The organism is Brucella sp. NBRC 12950 (genome assembly GCF_030268145.1).
In the GTDB taxonomy this organism is placed as follows: domain Bacteria; phylum Pseudomonadota; class Alphaproteobacteria; order Rhizobiales; family Rhizobiaceae; genus Brucella.
Map to the genome: position 1 here is coordinate 134,019 of NZ_BSQC01000001.1, position 16,274 is coordinate 150,292.

The window sequence follows — 16,274 nt, forward strand, 5'->3', positions numbered from 1 at the left end:
GATGGTGCCCGCAAGAATAAAATCATTCTAGCATCACGAAAATATTCCCTTTTTGTTCCTGTTCCGACTTGGAAATTTTGCAAGGTGCCCGTAAAAGGATCGCCATGTTCAAATGGTTTGAAAAACGACTCGAAGCTTATCCCGAAGAACCGCCGCGCGAGCCTCCGCGCGGGCTGGTAGCCTTTTGCCTTTATTACACCCGTGGCGCATGGCCATGGATTATCGGCATGGCAATTTTCACGACACTGATCGCTATTATCGAAGTGTCGCTTTTTGCCTTCATGGGCAATATCGTCGACTGGCTTTCGCACCAGTCGCGTGAGACATTCCTGAGCAATGAAGGCTGGCGGCTTGCGCTGATCGCGGGCGTCGTTCTGGTCGGTTTGCCGGGCGTGGTTCTCATCCACTCGCTGCTTATTCACCAGACGTTGCTCGGCAACTATCCGATGCGTGTGCGCTGGCTGATGCATCGCTATCTGATCCGTCAGTCCATGTCGTTCTTTCAGGACGAGTTTGCCGGACGTATCTCGACCAAGCTGATGCAGACTGCTCTCGCTGTGCGTGAAACGGTGATGAAGCTGCTCGACGTGCTGAACTACGTCATCGTCTATTTTGCCGGTACGCTGTTTATCGCGGCCTCGGCGGATATTGTTCTGATGATCCCGTTTGCGGTCTGGCTGATCGTCTACATCATCCTGCTGCGTTTCTTCATTCCGCGTCTCAGGGTGATTTCCGAACAGCAGGCTGATGCGCGTTCGTCCATGACCGGACGTATCGTCGATAGCTATACCAACATCGCGACAGTAAAGCTGTTCTCGCATTCAAGCCGTGAAGAGTCTTATGTGAAAGAAAGCCTCGATGGCTTCCTCGTCACGGTGCATCGACAGATGCGTCTGATAACGATGTTCCACTTCACGCTTTATATGGCGAACTGCATCCTGCTGTTTGCTGTGGGTGTGATCGGCATCAAGCTCTGGATGAATGAAGCCATTTCCGTGGGTGCTGTTGCTGTCGGTATCGGCCTTGTGCTGCGCCTTAACGGCATGTCGCAGTGGATCATGTGGGAAATGTCTGCACTGTTCGAAAATATCGGCACGGTGGAAGACGGCATCACGACGATTTCGCGCGCACATGAAGTGGTGGATACGCCAAATGCGCCTGTGCTGAAAGTGAGCAAGGGTGCGCTGGATTTCGACAAGATCGGTTTCCACTACGGCAAGGGCAAGGGTGTTATCGAAGGCCTGTCGCTCGATATTCAGGCCGGGCAGAAGATCGGTCTCGTCGGACGTTCCGGTGCGGGTAAATCCACGCTCGTCAATCTGCTGCTGCGTTTCTACGATCTTGAGAAAGGCCGCATCCTGATTGATGGGCAGGATATTTCCAAGATCACGCAGGATTCGCTTCGCGCAAGCATCGGCATGGTTACGCAGGACACGTCTTTGCTGCATCGCTCGGTGCGCGAGAACATCATGTATGGCCGTCCGGATGCGACAGAAGAAATGGTCGAACGGGCAATCCGTCTCGCTCAAGCTGACCAGTTCATTCCTCTATTGACTGATGCCAAGGGCCGACGCGGACTGGATGCTCATGTCGGTGAGCGTGGTGTGAAGCTTTCCGGTGGCCAGCGCCAGCGTATCGCGATTGCGCGCGTGATGCTGAAGGATGCGCCGATCCTAATTCTGGATGAGGCAACCTCTGCACTCGACTCGGAAGTGGAGGCAGCCATTCAGGACAGTCTCAACACACTGATGGAAGGCAAGACCGTTATTGCGATTGCCCATCGCCTTTCGACTATCGCCGCCCTTGATCGCCTCGTTGTGATGGACAAGGGACAGATTGTCGAAGATGGCACGCATGAGGAACTTGTTGCGCTCGGCGGCATTTATGCCGGACTATGGGCGCGTCAGTCGGGTGGGTTCCTTGGTTTTGACGAGCAGACCGAAGCGGAAATGGCAAAGTAAGGAATACGCAATTGATGAAAGCGGTTTATAGCCTGTTCGAGCGTTGGGTTAATCCCTTCCGCGAACCGGACAAGCTTAGACCGCCTTCAACAACATTGGCCTTCCTCTGGCATTATGCGCGACAGGCTAAATGGCCGCTTGCAGCATCATTGGCTGTTGGCGGTCTTCTGCCTCTTGTGGAGGCGGGGCTGTTTTATTTCACGGGCAGGCTTGTCGATATTCTCGATCAGGCAGGCAAAGGCGGTGTCGAGCGTAGCTGGTCGGCACTGTTTCAGGCTGCGGGTCCGGAACTTCTGTTCATGGGGATCACGGTTCTTGTGATCCGTTTTGTTGTCACCGCCATAAACACCCTTCTTGAGGGACAGACACTTTCGCCCGGTTTCTACAACATGATCCGCTGGCAGGCGAATTCATATGTCCAGCGGCAATCCTATGCATTTTTTCAGAATGATTTTGCCGGGCGCATTGCCACCAAGGTCTGGCAGGCGGGGCAGGCGGCAGGTGATCTGATTGAAAGTCTCATTCAGGTCGTCTGGTTCATGGCGATCTATAGCGTGACGACGCTGTTTCTGGTGGGTCGCCTCGACTGGCGGCTGGCTGCTGCGGTGATCGCATGGATCGTGGCTTTCGGCCTGATTGCCCGGCACTATTTGCCGCGCATTCGAAAGAATGCTGAAGCCTCCGCCGAAGCGGGCTCCCTGATCAACGGCCGTATCGTTGATAGCTATTCCAATATCCAGACTATCAAGCTCAACACCGTCGATGACGATGAGCGCTATATGCGCGACGGTTTTATGCGCTATCTCGGGGCAATCCTGCCGTTTATGCGCTCACTGACCGGCGTGCGTCTTGCCATGACCGCCTTGTCAGGTCTGATGATTGTGACTGTTGCAGCAATTACCATCGACCTGTGGACCAAAGATGCCATCACTGTTGGTCAGGTGTCGTTCACGCTCGGTCTGGTGTTGCGTCTTAATATGCTGCTTGGCCGTCTGATGATGCAGCTGAATGGTATGCTGCGTCAGCTTGGGCTGATAGAAAATTCGATGAAGCTTGTTTCCGAACCATTGGGTCTGGAAGACAAGCGCGGTGCAAAACCATTACAGATTACCGAAGCGCGCATCGATATTCAGAATGTCACGTTTCATTATGGTAAGGCGGCGGGTGTTCTCGACGGTATCAACTTTTCCATCAGGGGTGGCGAGCGGGTCGGGCTTGTTGGCCATTCAGGGGCGGGCAAGTCGACACTCATCAATCTGATCCTGCGTCTTTATGATGTTGAGAAAGGCGCGATCCTTGTCGATGGTCAGGATGTTCGCGATGTGACGCAATCCTCCCTGCGGCGCGCCTTTGCGGTCGTCAGTCAGGAAACAGCGCTGCTGCACCGTTCGCTGCGCGACAACATCATGCTGGCGCGTGACGATGCCACGGATGAAGAGCTTGCGCAGGCTGCACGACAGGCCGAAGCAGACGAGTTCATCGCGAAGCTGGAAGACTTCAATGGACGGAAATCCTTCGATGCTTTTGTCGGTGAGCGTGGCGTCAAGCTTTCGGGCGGTCAGCGTCAGCGTATTGCGATTGCGCGTGCTATCCTGAAAGACGCACCGATCCTCATTCTGGATGAAGCAACCTCGGCACTCGACTCAGAAGTTGAAGCCTCGATCCAGGAGAATCTTCGTCAGCTTATGGAAGGCAAGACCGTTATCGCAATTGCACACCGGCTTTCGACTATCGCAGCTCTTGATCGCCTCATCGTCATGGACAAGGGCCGGATTATCGAAGAAGGCACCCATGAGGAATTGATTGCGCAAGGCGGAATCTATGCGGGCCTCTGGGCCCGCCAGTCGGGCGGTTTTCTCGGTATAAACAGCTAATTTCAGGCATTTTCAGACGGCACTCACCAAGCCGCTCAAAGTTAGATTTGAGCGGCTTGTTTTGTTTTGTCGCTTTTAAAACATCCCAATAAATCAGCCTGCGACATGGTGCCGTCCTATGGGGTTGGCGTCTGGACAAGGCATTTCAACCTGCCTAAACCTGAATGTTGAGATGGAGGGAATTTCGTTCTGCAAGCAATTGTAGAACTGCTTTTTGCGTGAACGCGAAAGGCTGGACTGCTTTTGCCTAAGTGCAAGGGAACGAGGGGAGATTTCAATTGGATATCCAGGTTAAAAAGGAATTGGCACGTGAGCGCACACGACACGGCTGAGCCGACACGGCGTGATTTTTTGTATATTGCGACGGGAATGGCCGGTGTCGTCGGTGTCGGCGGACTGGCATGGCCGTTTATCGACCAGATGCGCCCCGACGCTTCGACGCTTGCTGCAGCGTCTATTGAGGTTGATGTTTCTTCTCTCGCAGAAGGCGCATCGCTCACCGTCAAATGGCGCGGTAAGCCAGTTTTCATCCGTAACCGTACGGCCAAGGAAATAGAGGACGCAAAGACAACAGCGCTTGGCGATCTTAAAGATCCGAATGCCCGTAACGCCAATCTTGCTTCGGACGCACAGGCGACCGACGTTGCGCGTTCTGCTGGTGAAGGTAAGGAAAACTGGATCATCATGATCGGTGTTTGTACCCACCTTGGTTGCGTGCCACTGGGTGAGTCTGGTTCGTTTGGCGGCTGGTTCTGCCCGTGCCATGGCTCGACCTATGACACTGCGGGTCGTATCCGCAGCGGTCCGGCGCCGGAAAACATGCACATTCCGGAATACGCATTTGCTTCCGATACGGTCATCAGGATCGGCTAAGACAGATCTTGGGGAGAGAAAACATGAGTGGTAATCACTCCACATATACGCCCTCGACCGGCATCGAAAAATGGGTCGACGAACGGCTTCCTTTGCCGCGCCTGGTCTATGATTCCTTTGTTGCCTATCCGACGCCGCGTAACCTGAACTATATGTACACCTTTGGTGGCATTCTAAGCTTTATGCTTATTGCGCAGCTCATCACCGGTATCGTGCTGGCCATGCATTATGCTGCGGATACGGGCATTGCATTCAACTCCGTTGAAAAGATTATGCGTGACGTCAACTCTGGTTGGCTGCTGCGTTACATGCACGCAAACGGTGCATCATTCTTCTTTATCGCCGTTTATCTTCATATTGCTCGCGGTCTTTATTACGGCTCCTACAAGGCACCGCGCGAGCTGCTTTGGATCCTCGGCGTGGTGATCTTCCTTCTCATGATGGCAACCGCCTTCATGGGTTATGTTCTGCCTTGGGGACAGATGTCCTTCTGGGGTGCGACGGTTATCACGGGCTTCTTTACGGCCTTTCCGATAATCGGCGAGCCGATCCAGCAATTGCTGCTCGGTGGCTTTGCCGTTGATAATCCAACGCTTAACCGCTTCTTCTCGCTGCATTATCTGCTGCCGTTCATGATTGTGGGCGTTGTTATCCTGCACGTATGGGCTTTGCACGTAACCGGGCAGACTAATCCGACAGGGATTGAAGTGAAGTCGAAGACAGACACGCTGCCGTTCACGCCTTATGCAACCATCAAGGATGCTTTCGGCGCGCTCGTGTTCTTCATTTTCTTCGCTTACTTCGTCTTCTACATGCCAAACTTCCTGGGCCATCCGGATAACTACATTCCGGCTGACTCACTGAAGACGCCAGCTCACATTGTTCCTGAATGGTACTTCCTGCCGTTCTACGCGATGCTGCGTGCGATCACCTTCAATATCGGCCCGATCGACTCAAAGCTTGGCGGCGTTCTGACCATGTTCGGTTCGATCGCGATCCTCTTTGTCGTGCCTTGGCTCGATACATCGAAGGTCCGTTCGGCAGTTTACCGCCCGTTGTTCAAGTTGTTCTTCTGGCTGTTTGTCATCAATGCCATCTTCCTTGGCTGGTTGGGTTCGCGTCCGGCTGAAGGCGTCTACACGCTGATGGCCCAGTTTGGCACGCTCTACTACTTCGCATTCTTCATCGTCATCATGCCCGTTCTTGGCTTGATCGAAACGCCGAAGCGTCTGCCGAACTCGATTACCGAGGCCGTGCTGGAAAAGAATGAAGGCAAGGCCGAGATCGCCCCAGTGGAAATCAAGGGCTGAAGCAGCGAGAGATGAAGGACGTATCAATGAAAAACATCCTCAAGAGTTTCGCTGCTTTCGGCATCGCTCCGCTGGTTGCGTTGGGTGTGACGATGGGTGGTGCTTTTGCCGTCGGTGGCGGTGAGGGGGAGCCGGAACACTTTCCGATCCACCATCCAAAGCAGGAAAAGTGGACCTTCTCTGGCCCATTCGGAACTTATGACAAGGGACAGCTTCAGCGCGGTCTCAAGGTCTATAAGGAAGTCTGCTCAGCTTGCCATTCGATGAACCTGGTGGCCTTCCGCACGCTGGAAGACCTTGGCTATTCGCCTGAGCAGGTAAAGGCTTTTGCTGCGGAATATGAAGTACAGGATGGCCCGAATGCAGACGGTGAAATGTTCACCCGCAAGGCAATCCCGACTGATCATTTTCCATCGCCATTTGCGAATGCGAATGCAGCGGCTGCAGCTAACAACGGTGCAGCTCCGCCTGACTTTTCGCTGATTGCGAAGGCGCGTGCAGTTGAGCGTGGTTTCCCGACCTTTATCTTCGACATATTCACGCAATATGCTGAAGCAGGTCCGGATTACATCCACTCTCTGCTGACCGGCTATGATGAACAGCCGCCTGCAGGTATGCATGTACCGGAAGGCACGCACTACAATCCGTATTTCATCGCGGGCAAGTCGCTGGCCATGGCTAAGCCACTCAGTGACGATCAGGTGACTTACGACGATGGTTCTCCACAGACGGTAGACCAGTATGCGCGTGACGTTTCTGCGTTTTTGATGTGGGCTGCAGAGCCGCATCTGGAAGATCGCAAGAAGACTGGCTTCCGCGTCATCATCTTCCTCATTCTGTTCGCCGGCCTTGTTTACATTGCCAAGCGTTCGGTCTGGTCTGATGTGAAGCACTGATCTTCTGATTAAAGTTGAATGTTAAGGGCGCTGCGAGGCGCCCTTTTTCTTTTGCGCGTATCACATCAGCGATCTCGCGGTTTTCATCAGTGAGCCACCATTCCCGGGATACACTGTCGAGAATGATCGGGAACGGCTTTGAATAAGCTTGGCGTAGCGGCCATATCGTGATTGAAGATAATCTGAAAAAAGAAGTGCTTTTGAAATGAGAAAAGCACCTTAGATTTATTCGCATCGAAAGGACTGAAAATGGAATCCGGGTTCAAAGCCACTTTGAAGGACGCGATCAGAACCATTCCCGATTATCCAAAACCCGGTGTTCAGTTCCGTGATGTCACCACGCTTATGGGCGATGCGCAGGCATTTCGCCGTGCGGTGGATGAGCTGGTTTATCCTTATGCCGGAAACAAGGTCGATAAGGTTGCCGGTATCGAAGCACGCGGCTTCATTCTTGGCGGCGCGATTGCACATCAGCTTTCGGCTGGCTTTGTGCCGATCCGCAAGAAGGGTAAGTTGCCGCGCGATACCGTTCGTATTGCCTACAGCCTTGAATACGGCATCGACGAAATGGAAATGCATCGCGACGCCATCGAAAAGGGCGAACGCATTATTCTCGTTGACGATCTGATTGCAACTGGTGGCACGGCAGAAGCTGCAGCCAAGCTACTTCTACAGATGGGTGCCAATATCGTCGCGGCCTGCTTTATCATCGATCTGCCAGACCTTGGCGGACGCAAGAAGCTCGAAGCTCTCGGCGTTCCGGTCCGCACGCTTGTCGAATTTGAAGGTGATTGATTCACCTCACCCTCAGAAGAAAAGGCCCGGAGTTTTCCGGGCCTTTTTCGTTAAGCGGGCAGCTTTACCATGGCGGCATTGTCAAAGGACAAAACCTTTTCGCCGTTTTGGTTATAAGCACTGGTGCTCATACTCAGCATCGACCAGCCGGGACGCGAGCTGAGAGGGCGGACCGCATGGACGGTGCGCTTATAGGTGATCGTGTCGCCTGCATAGACCGGGCGCATCCATTTGAGGTTTTCAAAGCCGGGTGAGGGGCCAAATGTCGGCGGAACTTCGCCGCGCTTCATTGCATCTTTTGTTGCCTCAACAATGGATGCCACGTTCAGCTTCATGAAGACTGCTGTGGTATGCCAGCCCGACGCACAGAGGCCGCCAAGCACGCTTTTCTTGGCTGCTTCCGCATCCAGATGAAACGGCTGCGGGTCGAATTTTGAAGCGAAGTGGATGATTTCTTCTGCGGTGAATGTATAGCTGCCGATGGTCAGCTCTTCACCAAGATGCTCTTCAATAAAGCTCATGCTTCGTCTCCTTCGCGCTCAGGATTGCGAAGGCCGACCATGGCGGTGTGCTGTAGTTCGCAAACAACCTCGCCACGCTGATTGACGATCTCATTATAGACCGTGAGGAATCCCACATGCGGCATGGATTTAGAGCGGCGGCGATCAAGGACGGTTGAGAAACCGCTCAATGTATCGCCTGCAAGAACAGGCCGTTTCCAGCGGTTGAATTCTATGCCGGGGCTGCCTTGCGAGGTCGAATCTTTAAGATAGGCATCCCAGACCATGCGCATGAAAAGCGACACGGTATGCCAGCCCGAAGCAGCCAGGCCTCCAAGGACGCTTGCCTTGCCGGCTTCTTCATCAAGGTGGAAGGGCTGTGGATCGAACTCACGGGCGAATTCGATAATCTCTTCTTTGCTAATGGTGCGCGGTCCGAATGGAAGCTTCAGTCCTTGCGTGAAATCTTCATAAGCATATTTGGGCGTCTTATCAGTCAATCCGGTCTCCTCCCGAATAAGCAAAAAGGCCGCTATTTTGTAGCGGCCTTCGTTTTATCAGGTATTGAAGCGGAACAGCATCACATCGCCGTCATGGACGATGTATTCCTTGCCTTCGTCCCGCGCCTTGCCTGCTTCCTTGGCGCCGACTTCACCATTGAACTTGATGTAGTCCTCATAGGCGATGGTCTGTGCACGAATGAAGCCGCGCTCAAAATCCGTGTGGATGACGCCAGCAGCACCCGGAGCTTTGGTTCCGCGACGGATAGTCCATGCGCGTGTTTCCTTGGGGCCAGCGGTGAAATAGGTGATGAGGTCGAGCAGCTTGTAGCCTGCACGAATAAGACGGTCGAGGCCCGGTTCCTCTAAGCCCATGGCGTCGAGATATTCCTTGGCTTCCTCGTCAGCGAGCTGTGCAACTTCAGCTTCAATCGCAGCTGAAATAATAACGCTTTCGGCGCCCTGTTCAGCAGCCATCTTTGCAACAGCAGCACTGTACTCATTGCCATTGGCAGCATCGCTTTCAGCGACGTTGCAGACATAAAGCACAGGCTTTGAGGTGAGCAGATTAAGACCCTTGAGGATCAGCAGATCATCTGGTGCAATGTCTTTCAGCATCAGGCGAACCGGCTTGCCGTTCTGCAGCAGCTCAAGTGCCTGTTCCATCACTGGCAGAACAGTCGTTGCTTCCTTGTCCTTGGACGAAGCACGCTTGCGGATCTGAACGATACGGCGCTCGATGCTTTCGAGATCCGACAGCATCAGCTCCGTTTCAACAGTTTCAGCGTCCGACACAGGATCGATACGGCCTTCAACATGGGTGATGTCGTCGTCTTCAAAGCAACGAAGAACATGCACGATCGCATCGACTTCACGGATGTTGGCGAGGAACTGGTTGCCCAGACCTTCACCCTTGGACGCGCCGCGCACCAGACCAGCAATGTCAACGAAGTTGATGCGGGTTGGGATGATTTCCTTGGAACCTGCGATTTTCGCAATGCCATTCTGGCGAGGATCGGGAACTGCCACTTCGCCGGTATTTGGCTCAATGGTGCAGAACGGATAGTTTGCAGCCTGTGCTGCCGCAGTCTTGGTCAGCGCGTTAAAAAGCGTGGACTTGCCAACATTAGGCAGACCGACGATGCCGCATTTGAAACCCATGATATTCGTCCTTTATCGCTTTACGCGGTAAATTGAGCGCACGGCGCCATTATGAAGCGCCTTGGCGGATTGCAGATCCAGCCAGTGGCGAGATGATTTTTTGAAAGCCGGCTTGCCGCTTCCCAGAATGACCGGAATAGTTCCTATATCGATGATGTCAAGCAGGCCAGCATCAAGAAATTGCCGCGCCAGATCGCCGCCGCCCATGAGCCATATGCGGCCATCCGCTCCCATGGCTTTCAACTTCGCGAGAAGTTCATCTGGCGTACCAGCCATAGTGGCGGTGCTTGCTGGCAGATTGTCGAATTTCTGATGCGTTGCAACAACGACTGGCAGTGAGCCATAAGGCCATTCCGGAATAGAACGAACCACATCAAAAGTGTCACGTCCCATGACGATGCCGGTGATGCCAGCCATGAACTCATCGAAGCCGAAGCCGTCATCCGGCGGAAACTGTTCCAGCCAGTCAAAGCTGCCATCATCATTGGCGATGAAGCCATCAAGGCTCATGGCAAACATATAAACGACATCGCTCATAGTTTAGTCCTTCTTGCCAAGCAGCTTTTTCAACATTTCAGCCATCGGGCCACTTGCCGGAATGTTCGGCTTGGCTGCGCTCTGGCGCGCCTGCCGAATGTGGCTCTGTGCTTTTGGTGGAGCTTTGGCTGCCTGTTCAGGGTCAGCTTTGAAGCCGTTGGGACGCTGATTGCCATCACCCATGACGACTGCCACGCGGTTCATGAAGCTGTTGTCTTCTTTTTTGGCCAGCAGGCCAATATTGTCCGAGATGGCGCCAAACAGCTTATCCAGCCATTCATTATCGACTTTGGCGAAGTCGCCCAGAACGTGGTTGTGAACCAGCTCTTTTGCGCCCGGATGGCCGATGCCAAGGCGCATACGACGATAGTCTTTGCCGCCGGGGAAAGCCTGCACATGGGCGTCTATTGATTTGATACCATTATGACCACCGGAACCGCCGCCCGTCTTGATGCGCAGCTTTGCAGGCGCAAGGTCAAGCTCGTCATAGATCACGACGAGATCGGCAGGGGTCAGCTTGTAGAAGCGCATGGCTTCGCCAATCGACTGGCCGGAAAGGTTCATGAAAGTCATTGGCTTGATGAGAAGCACTTTTTCCCCGTCGATCACGCCATCGGCGATTTCGGCCTTGAACTTCTTCTGCCAGTTAGAAAATCTATGGCGGCGGAATATTTCATCCACCGCCATGAAACCGATATTGTGTCGGTTATGCGCATATTGGGGGCCGGGATTGCCAAGTCCTGCGATGAGCAGCATGGTTCAGAGCCCCTATAATGCGTAAAGCGATTATTCGCTTTCGTTGGCTTCTGCTTCGCCTTCTGCATTTTCTTCCGACTTGAGGCCGGCAGGTGCAGCAATGGTGGCGATCGTGAAGTCACGGTCCTGAATAGCAGCAGTTGCACCCTTCGGCAGCTTGATAGCCGAAATGTGAACCGAATCGCCGATTTCGAGACCGGTGAGGTCGAATTCGAGAGCTTCTGGAATCGCGTTCGCTGGAACGATCAGTTCAACGTCGTGACGAACGATGTTGAGAACGCCGCCGCGCTTGATGCCCGGTGCTGCTTCTTCGTTCTTGAAGTGAACTGGAACGTTGACGTGAACAACCGACTTCGCGGAAACGCGGAGGAAGTCAACGTGCTGTGGGAAGTCGCGAACTGGATCCAGCTGGTAGTCCTTAGGGAGAACCTGGATCTTCTTGCCGTCTACTTCGATCGTAGCAACAGTGGTTTTGAAGCCGCCGCCGTGGATCTTGTAGAAGATTTCCTTATAGGAAACAGCAATCGAGATTGGCTCCTGCTTGTCGCCATAGATGACTGCAGGAATCAGGCCGTTGCGGCGAAGTTCGCGGGAGGACCCCTTACCAACCCGGCTGCGCAGATCGGCCTTGAGCACGTAAGTATCGCTCATGGCATTACCTTTCAAAGTTACTGGAGTGTCGATCGCAGTTTTAACTAAGCACTTTCATGCTCCAGCGAACGACATGAAACAGCCCGAAATGCCCTTCACAGAGTGAAAGACCGGACCGCTCCATTCCGCGTTGCCTCCAAGGGTGTCTACGCGGATGGCAGGCCTATAGACCATAGGCATTCCATGTGCAAGTTTTTTGCCTGTGAAACACAGCTTCTGTGGGCTTTTGTCTTAACGGGTGGCAATGGCCGCGTCAAAAATGTTAAGCGCATGGCTAATCGACCGCCTTTGTATTGCGAGTCGTTATATCATTTATGAAATAAAGGAAACGAGATGCAGGTCGGTATCGACATGGGTTCTGTTGCTGGAAGCGGCTCTGCCTCGGCAGCGGCGCTTGGTGGTGGCAAACAGGCCATGCTTGATCTTGAAGAGCTTCTCGCAACCCGCCTTCTGGTGCAGGGCAATTCGGGGTCCGGCAAGTCACATCTGTTGCGCCGCCTGCTAGAGCAGAGCGCGCAATGGGTGCAGCAGTGCATCATTGATCCCGAAGGTGATTTCGTAACGCTCGCGGACCTTCATGGCCATGTGGTGGTCGATGCAGCACGCTCGGAAGCTGAACTTACACGTATTGCAAGCCGCATTCGCCAGCATCGCGTGTCGGTCGTGCTCAATCTCGAAGGTCTGGATGTCGAGCAGCAGATGCGTGCGGCAGCAGCTTTCCTCGGCGGACTGTTTGATGCAGAACGTGATTACTGGTATCCGATGCTGGTGGTTGTTGACGAGGCTCAGCTCTTTGCGCCCGCTGCTGCAGGCGAAGTATCAGATGACGCGCGTAAGCTCTCGCTTGGTGCCATGACGAACCTGATGTGCCGTGGCCGCAAGCGTGGTCTGGCCGGAGTGATTGCCACGCAGCGCCTTGCAAAGCTTGCCAAGAATGTCGCCGCCGAAGCATCGAACTTCCTGATGGGTCGTACCTTCCTTGACATTGATATGGCGCGTGCCTCCGATCTTCTTGGGATGGAACGTAAGCAGGCAGAACAGTTTCGCGATCTGCAGCGCGGCCATTTCATTGCACTTGGACCTGCTTTGTCGCGCCGCCCGTTGCCGATCAAAATCGGAAAGGTCGAAACCTCTGCGCGATCGTCGTCGCCCAAGCTCATGCCTTTGCCCGATGCACCGGAAGACGCGCGCGATCTGATCTTCACACCAGCGCCTGAAGAAATCCGGACTGTTGTTCGCCGCACGCCACCACCGCCTCCGCCACCATCGACGGCAGAAATTCTGGCGCAGGTGGCAAAGCCAAAGCCGGAAGCAGAGCCGGTTGAAGCGCCATTGTTTCCAGGCATTGTGGAAGCCGAGCGCGACAGTCTGCTTGAGAAGGTGATGCGCGAGATCGTTGATGATCCCGAAGCGTCTTTCCGTTCGGTCGCGGTGCTTTATCAGGATTTTCTTGTGCGCTGCCGCATTCACCGCGTTCCGGGTGAGCCGCTGGCTTTGCCTGCTTTCCGTCGTCGTCTTGCGGTTGCGCAAGCAAGCATTGAGAGCGATGTAGCCACCGGTGAGACATGGCAGAAGGCATTGGCGCTGTCTGAAAGCCTCACAGATGACGTGCAGGGTGTGTTTCTGATTGTCGCACAGGCGGCGGTAACGGGCGCTATATGCCCTTCGGATGCGGCACTCGCGCGTGCTTACGGCACCCATTCGCTAAGTCGTGCCCGACGTTTGCTGACCTATTTCGAAGAGCGTGGATTGCTGGTCGTGCGCAATGATTTCAAAGGCTTGCGCATTGTGAACTTCCCGGATCTCGAATGTGAGACGGCACCGGGCGACCCAAATGCTCCCGATGATCAGGCGGAGGAAGCGACTGCCGCTGAATAAAGCGGCTCTGTGCAAACCGTCATGAACCTGTAATGATCCTCGGTAACTGCTGGGAGGATTTTACAGAGAGCAAGAATGACGACAGCGCCGCAGCCTGATTTCCGAGAATTGTTTGTTACTTTCGGCAAGGTCGGGCTTTTGTCGTTTGGCGGGCCAGCTGCGCAGATTGCCATGTTGCAGCGCATCCTTGTTGATGAAAAGCGCTGGATGGATCAGGAACGACTGATCCATGCCCTTAATTTCTGCATGTTACTACCGGGACCGGAAGCCATGCAGCTTGCGACCTATGCGGGTTGGGCTGTCAAAGGGTGGCGCGGCGGGTTGCTGGCAGGGCTTTTGTTTGTTTTGCCCGGTGCGAGCGTGATGCTGGCTTTGTCGGCGCTTTATGTTGCCTTTGGACATGTCGATGTTGTTGCTGGTCTGTTGTTTGGCCTCAAGGCGGCAGTGCTAGCCGTCGTTTTTGAAGCGCTTTACCGGATGGCCAAGCGCACATTGGCTTCCGGATTTTCTTATGTGATAGCGATTGCAGCCTTTGTTGCGATTGCGCTTCTGAAGTTGCCGTTTCCGATTGTCGTACTGCTTGCAGCTGCAGCTGGCGGTTTGCGTCATTTGCTGCAAGGCGGTGGTGTGGCAACTTCTGTTACACACGCAGCTCCCCATGCATTTCGAGAGTTTTCGCTGCAAACTCTCATCTGGGGTGGCTTGTGGCTGGCGCCATTGATTATGCTCTATTTGGCTTTTGGCAGCGCACATGTATTTACAGCTGAGGCCGCGTTTTTTTCCAAGCTTGCAGCTGTCACTTTTGGCGGTGCCTATGCCGCACTCTCCTATACAGCGCAGCAGGCTGTCGAACATTTCGGCTGGATGCAACCCGGTGAAATGCTGACCGGACTGGGACTGGCAGAAACCACACCGGGGCCATTGATCCTAGTGCTGGTCTTTGTAGGGTTTGTGGGTGCAGCCAATCTATCTGGTCTGCCGCCACTGGTCGGCGGGCTCGTGGGCGGGTTAATCGCCCTCTGGTTTACCTTCGTGCCGTGCTTTCTCTGGATATTGGCTGGTGCGCCTTTTGTGGAGCGCCTGCGTCAGCTGCGCTGGCTGTCCGCCATGCTTGGCGGGATCACGGCGGCGGTGGTCGGCGTGATTGCCAATCTGGCGCTCTGGTTCTCGCTGCACGTCTTGTTTGCACAGGTTCGGGACGTAACGATCGGCGTTTTCAGCCTGCCGCTTCCAGTCGTCAGCACAATAGACAATGCCGCCGTCCTGATCGCAGGCGCGGCGGCATTATTGCTTATCGTTCTGAGGCTCAACATGCCGCTCGTGCTATTGCTTGCGGCATGTCTGGGCATTGTAATTAAATTAATCGAACAGGCTTGAAACCGACTCTTCAGCGGCGGTGCGCGCAACAGCTTCACCGATGAGGCTGGAGATCGACAGAACGCGGATATTTGGAGCGTCGTTGATGGCGGTTGTTGGCTGGATCGAGTCGGTAATGACCAACTCTTTCAGCTTTGAAGAAGCGATGCGGGCAACAGCGCCACCCGACAGAACGCCGTGTGTGATGTAAGCGGTGACGCTTTTCGCGCCCTTGGCAAGCAGAGCTTCGGCCGCATTGCAGAGCGTGCCGCCGGAATCGACGATATCGTCGAACAGCAGGCAGTCTTTGCCGCTGACGTCACCAATGACGTTCATGACTTCCGATTCACCCGGACGTTCACGGCGCTTATCAACGATTGCGAGCTGAGCATCGATACGCTTTGCGAGCGAGCGAGCACGAACCACACCGCCAACGTCTGGCGAAACGACCATGCAATTGCCGGTCGGGTAGTTTGCCTTCACATCGCGCGCAATGACCGGAACAGCATAGAGGTTGTCGGTCGGAATATCGAAGAAGCCCTGAATCTGACCTGCATGAAGATCAAGCGTCAGAACGCGGTTTGCACCGGCTTCGGTGATGAGATTGGCAACCAGCTTTGCCGAGATCGGCGTGCGTGGGCCTGGCTTACGATCCTGACGAGCATAGCCGAAATAAGGGAGAACGGCAGTGATGCGGCGTGCTGACGAACGACGGAACGCGTCGATCATGATCAGCAGTTCCATCAGATTGTCGTTTGCCGGATAGGAGGTCGATTGCAGAACGAATACGTCTTCGCCGCGCACGTTTTCCTGAATCTCTACGAAGATTTCCTGATCGGCGAAACGGCGAACACTGGCCTTACCGAGCGGGATGTTGAGATATTGAGCAACGGATTCGGCAAGAACCCGGTTGGAGTTGCCTGCGAAAAGTTTCATTCTTTTTGCCTCTGAAGCCGGAGCAGTTTCGTTCTGTCGCAAAAAGTCCGTGAAACGGACGTAATCTCTTATGTGAACGTGAGCCGAAGCAAGTTCGGTTACGCTATACCACTCTTAAAAACTTTAAAGCCGCGTACTCTTTCACAAGGTGTCAAGTGCCGCAGCTTTCAAGGTTTTCTCGAATGAGCGGCCTATTGCAAAGAGTCACCGTCATTGCAAGTCCTGTCTGGCCACAATTACAGTAAAAAGCCTCCGCAAAGTGCTTTCCCACAGGGCTTCACCCATGATTC

General features: G+C 54.1%; 15 protein-coding genes. 8 read left to right on the plus strand and 7 right to left on the minus strand.

The genetic code is table 11. The annotated features are described in order from the left end of the window. Positions 1–104: 104 nt before the first annotated feature. The 6 genes from QSJ70_RS00620 to QSJ70_RS00645 all read left to right on the plus strand — a co-directional run bounded on the left by QSJ70_RS00620 (position 105) and on the right by QSJ70_RS00645 (position 7,709). Positions 105–1,961, plus strand: a complete 1,857-nt coding sequence (locus QSJ70_RS00620; protein ID WP_285534457.1) for an ABC transporter ATP-binding protein — start codon at positions 105–107, stop codon at positions 1,959–1,961. 14 nt (positions 1,962–1,975) lie between these two features. After that, on the plus strand, positions 1,976–3,835 hold the full coding sequence (locus QSJ70_RS00625; protein WP_285534459.1) for an ABC transporter ATP-binding protein: 1,860 nt from the start codon (positions 1,976–1,978) through the stop codon (positions 3,833–3,835). 309 nt (positions 3,836–4,144) lie between these two features. After that, complete coding sequence (petA, locus tag QSJ70_RS00630; protein ID WP_007876027.1) at positions 4,145–4,708, plus strand: ubiquinol-cytochrome c reductase iron-sulfur subunit; 564 nt, start codon at positions 4,145–4,147, stop codon at positions 4,706–4,708. Between the two features lie 23 nt (positions 4,709–4,731). Next, on the plus strand, positions 4,732–6,018 hold the full coding sequence (locus QSJ70_RS00635; protein WP_007876025.1) for a cytochrome b: 1,287 nt from the start codon (positions 4,732–4,734) through the stop codon (positions 6,016–6,018). 26 nt (positions 6,019–6,044) lie between these two features. Beyond that, positions 6,045–6,914, plus strand: a complete 870-nt coding sequence (locus QSJ70_RS00640; protein ID WP_285534460.1) for a cytochrome c1 — start codon at positions 6,045–6,047, stop codon at positions 6,912–6,914. Positions 6,915–7,163: 249 nt separating this feature from the next. Next, positions 7,164–7,709 (plus strand): adenine phosphoribosyltransferase, encoded by a 546-nt coding sequence (locus QSJ70_RS00645; protein WP_064320877.1) that lies wholly within the window; start codon positions 7,164–7,166, stop codon positions 7,707–7,709. 50 nt (positions 7,710–7,759) lie between these two features. Here QSJ70_RS00645 and QSJ70_RS00650 read toward each other — a convergent pair whose 3' ends face one another. Genes QSJ70_RS00650 through QSJ70_RS00675 form a run of 6 tightly spaced genes read right to left on the minus strand, consistent with a single transcriptional unit; the run spans position 7,760 to position 11,814 of the window. Next, positions 7,760–8,230 carry a MaoC family dehydratase gene (locus tag QSJ70_RS00650; protein WP_007876010.1) on the minus strand — a complete coding sequence of 157 codons (471 nt, stop codon included), beginning with the start codon at positions 8,228–8,230 and terminating at the stop codon, positions 7,760–7,762. Beyond that, complete coding sequence (locus QSJ70_RS00655) at positions 8,227–8,709, minus strand: MaoC family dehydratase (protein WP_200635028.1); 483 nt, start codon at positions 8,707–8,709, stop codon at positions 8,227–8,229. Before QSJ70_RS00655 ends, QSJ70_RS00650 begins: the two co-directional genes overlap by 4 nt. Before the next feature lie 57 nt (positions 8,710–8,766). Further along, entirely contained in the window at positions 8,767–9,870 is a 1,104-nt protein-coding gene (gene ychF, locus QSJ70_RS00660) for a redox-regulated ATPase YchF (RefSeq protein ID WP_007876005.1), read from the minus strand. A 12-nt stretch (positions 9,871–9,882) separates the two neighbouring features. After that, a complete protein-coding gene (locus QSJ70_RS00665) occupies positions 9,883–10,407 on the minus strand; it encodes a dihydrofolate reductase family protein (RefSeq protein WP_007876003.1) in 525 nt (174 codons plus the stop codon). 3 nt (positions 10,408–10,410) lie between these two features. Then, entirely contained in the window at positions 10,411–11,163 is a 753-nt protein-coding gene (pth, locus tag QSJ70_RS00670; protein WP_007876001.1) for an aminoacyl-tRNA hydrolase, read from the minus strand. Positions 11,164–11,193: 30 nt separating this feature from the next. Then, positions 11,194–11,814 (minus strand): 50S ribosomal protein L25/general stress protein Ctc, encoded by a 621-nt coding sequence (locus tag QSJ70_RS00675; protein ID WP_007876000.1) that lies wholly within the window; start codon positions 11,812–11,814, stop codon positions 11,194–11,196. Between the two features lie 333 nt (positions 11,815–12,147). On the opposite strand from QSJ70_RS00675, the gene QSJ70_RS00680 reads away from it, so the two are divergent. Continuing rightward, entirely contained in the window at positions 12,148–13,692 is a 1,545-nt protein-coding gene (locus tag QSJ70_RS00680) for a helicase HerA domain-containing protein (protein WP_285534466.1), read from the plus strand. 75 nt (positions 13,693–13,767) lie between these two features. Then, positions 13,768–15,069 (plus strand): chromate efflux transporter, encoded by a 1,302-nt coding sequence (chrA, locus tag QSJ70_RS00685; protein WP_285534468.1) that lies wholly within the window; start codon positions 13,768–13,770, stop codon positions 15,067–15,069. Here chrA and QSJ70_RS00690 read toward each other — a convergent pair. Further along, positions 15,052–15,984: a ribose-phosphate pyrophosphokinase gene (locus QSJ70_RS00690; RefSeq protein WP_007875994.1), complete on the minus strand. Its 933-nt coding sequence runs from the start codon at positions 15,982–15,984 to the stop codon at positions 15,052–15,054. The two genes, chrA and QSJ70_RS00690, sit on opposite strands and share 18 nt — an antisense overlap. Positions 15,985–16,274: the final 290 nt, after the last annotated feature.

Coding starts and splice junctions, on each gene's coding strand:
- QSJ70_RS00620 (WP_285534457.1), top strand. CDS start 105: ATGTTCAAATGGTTTGAAAAACGACTCGAAGCTTATCCCGAAGAACCG.
- QSJ70_RS00625 (WP_285534459.1), top strand. CDS start 1,976: ATGAAAGCGGTTTATAGCCTGTTCGAGCGTTGGGTTAATCCCTTCCGC.
- QSJ70_RS00635 (WP_007876025.1), top strand. CDS start 4,732: ATGAGTGGTAATCACTCCACATATACGCCCTCGACCGGCATCGAAAAA.
- QSJ70_RS00640 (WP_285534460.1), top strand. CDS start 6,045: ATGAAAAACATCCTCAAGAGTTTCGCTGCTTTCGGCATCGCTCCGCTG.
- QSJ70_RS00645 (WP_064320877.1), top strand. CDS start 7,164: ATGGAATCCGGGTTCAAAGCCACTTTGAAGGACGCGATCAGAACCATT.
- QSJ70_RS00650 (WP_007876010.1), bottom strand. CDS start 8,230: ATGAGCTTTATTGAAGAGCATCTTGGTGAAGAGCTGACCATCGGCAGC.
- ychF (WP_007876005.1), bottom strand. CDS start 9,870: ATGGGTTTCAAATGCGGCATCGTCGGTCTGCCTAATGTTGGCAAGTCC.
- QSJ70_RS00665 (WP_007876003.1), bottom strand. CDS start 10,407: ATGAGCGATGTCGTTTATATGTTTGCCATGAGCCTTGATGGCTTCATC.
- pth (WP_007876001.1), bottom strand. CDS start 11,163: ATGCTGCTCATCGCAGGACTTGGCAATCCCGGCCCCCAATATGCGCAT.
- QSJ70_RS00675 (WP_007876000.1), bottom strand. CDS start 11,814: ATGAGCGATACTTACGTGCTCAAGGCCGATCTGCGCAGCCGGGTTGGT.
- QSJ70_RS00680 (WP_285534466.1), top strand. CDS start 12,148: ATGCAGGTCGGTATCGACATGGGTTCTGTTGCTGGAAGCGGCTCTGCC.
- chrA (WP_285534468.1), top strand. CDS start 13,768: ATGACGACAGCGCCGCAGCCTGATTTCCGAGAATTGTTTGTTACTTTC.
- QSJ70_RS00690 (WP_007875994.1), bottom strand. CDS start 15,984: ATGAAACTTTTCGCAGGCAACTCCAACCGGGTTCTTGCCGAATCCGTT.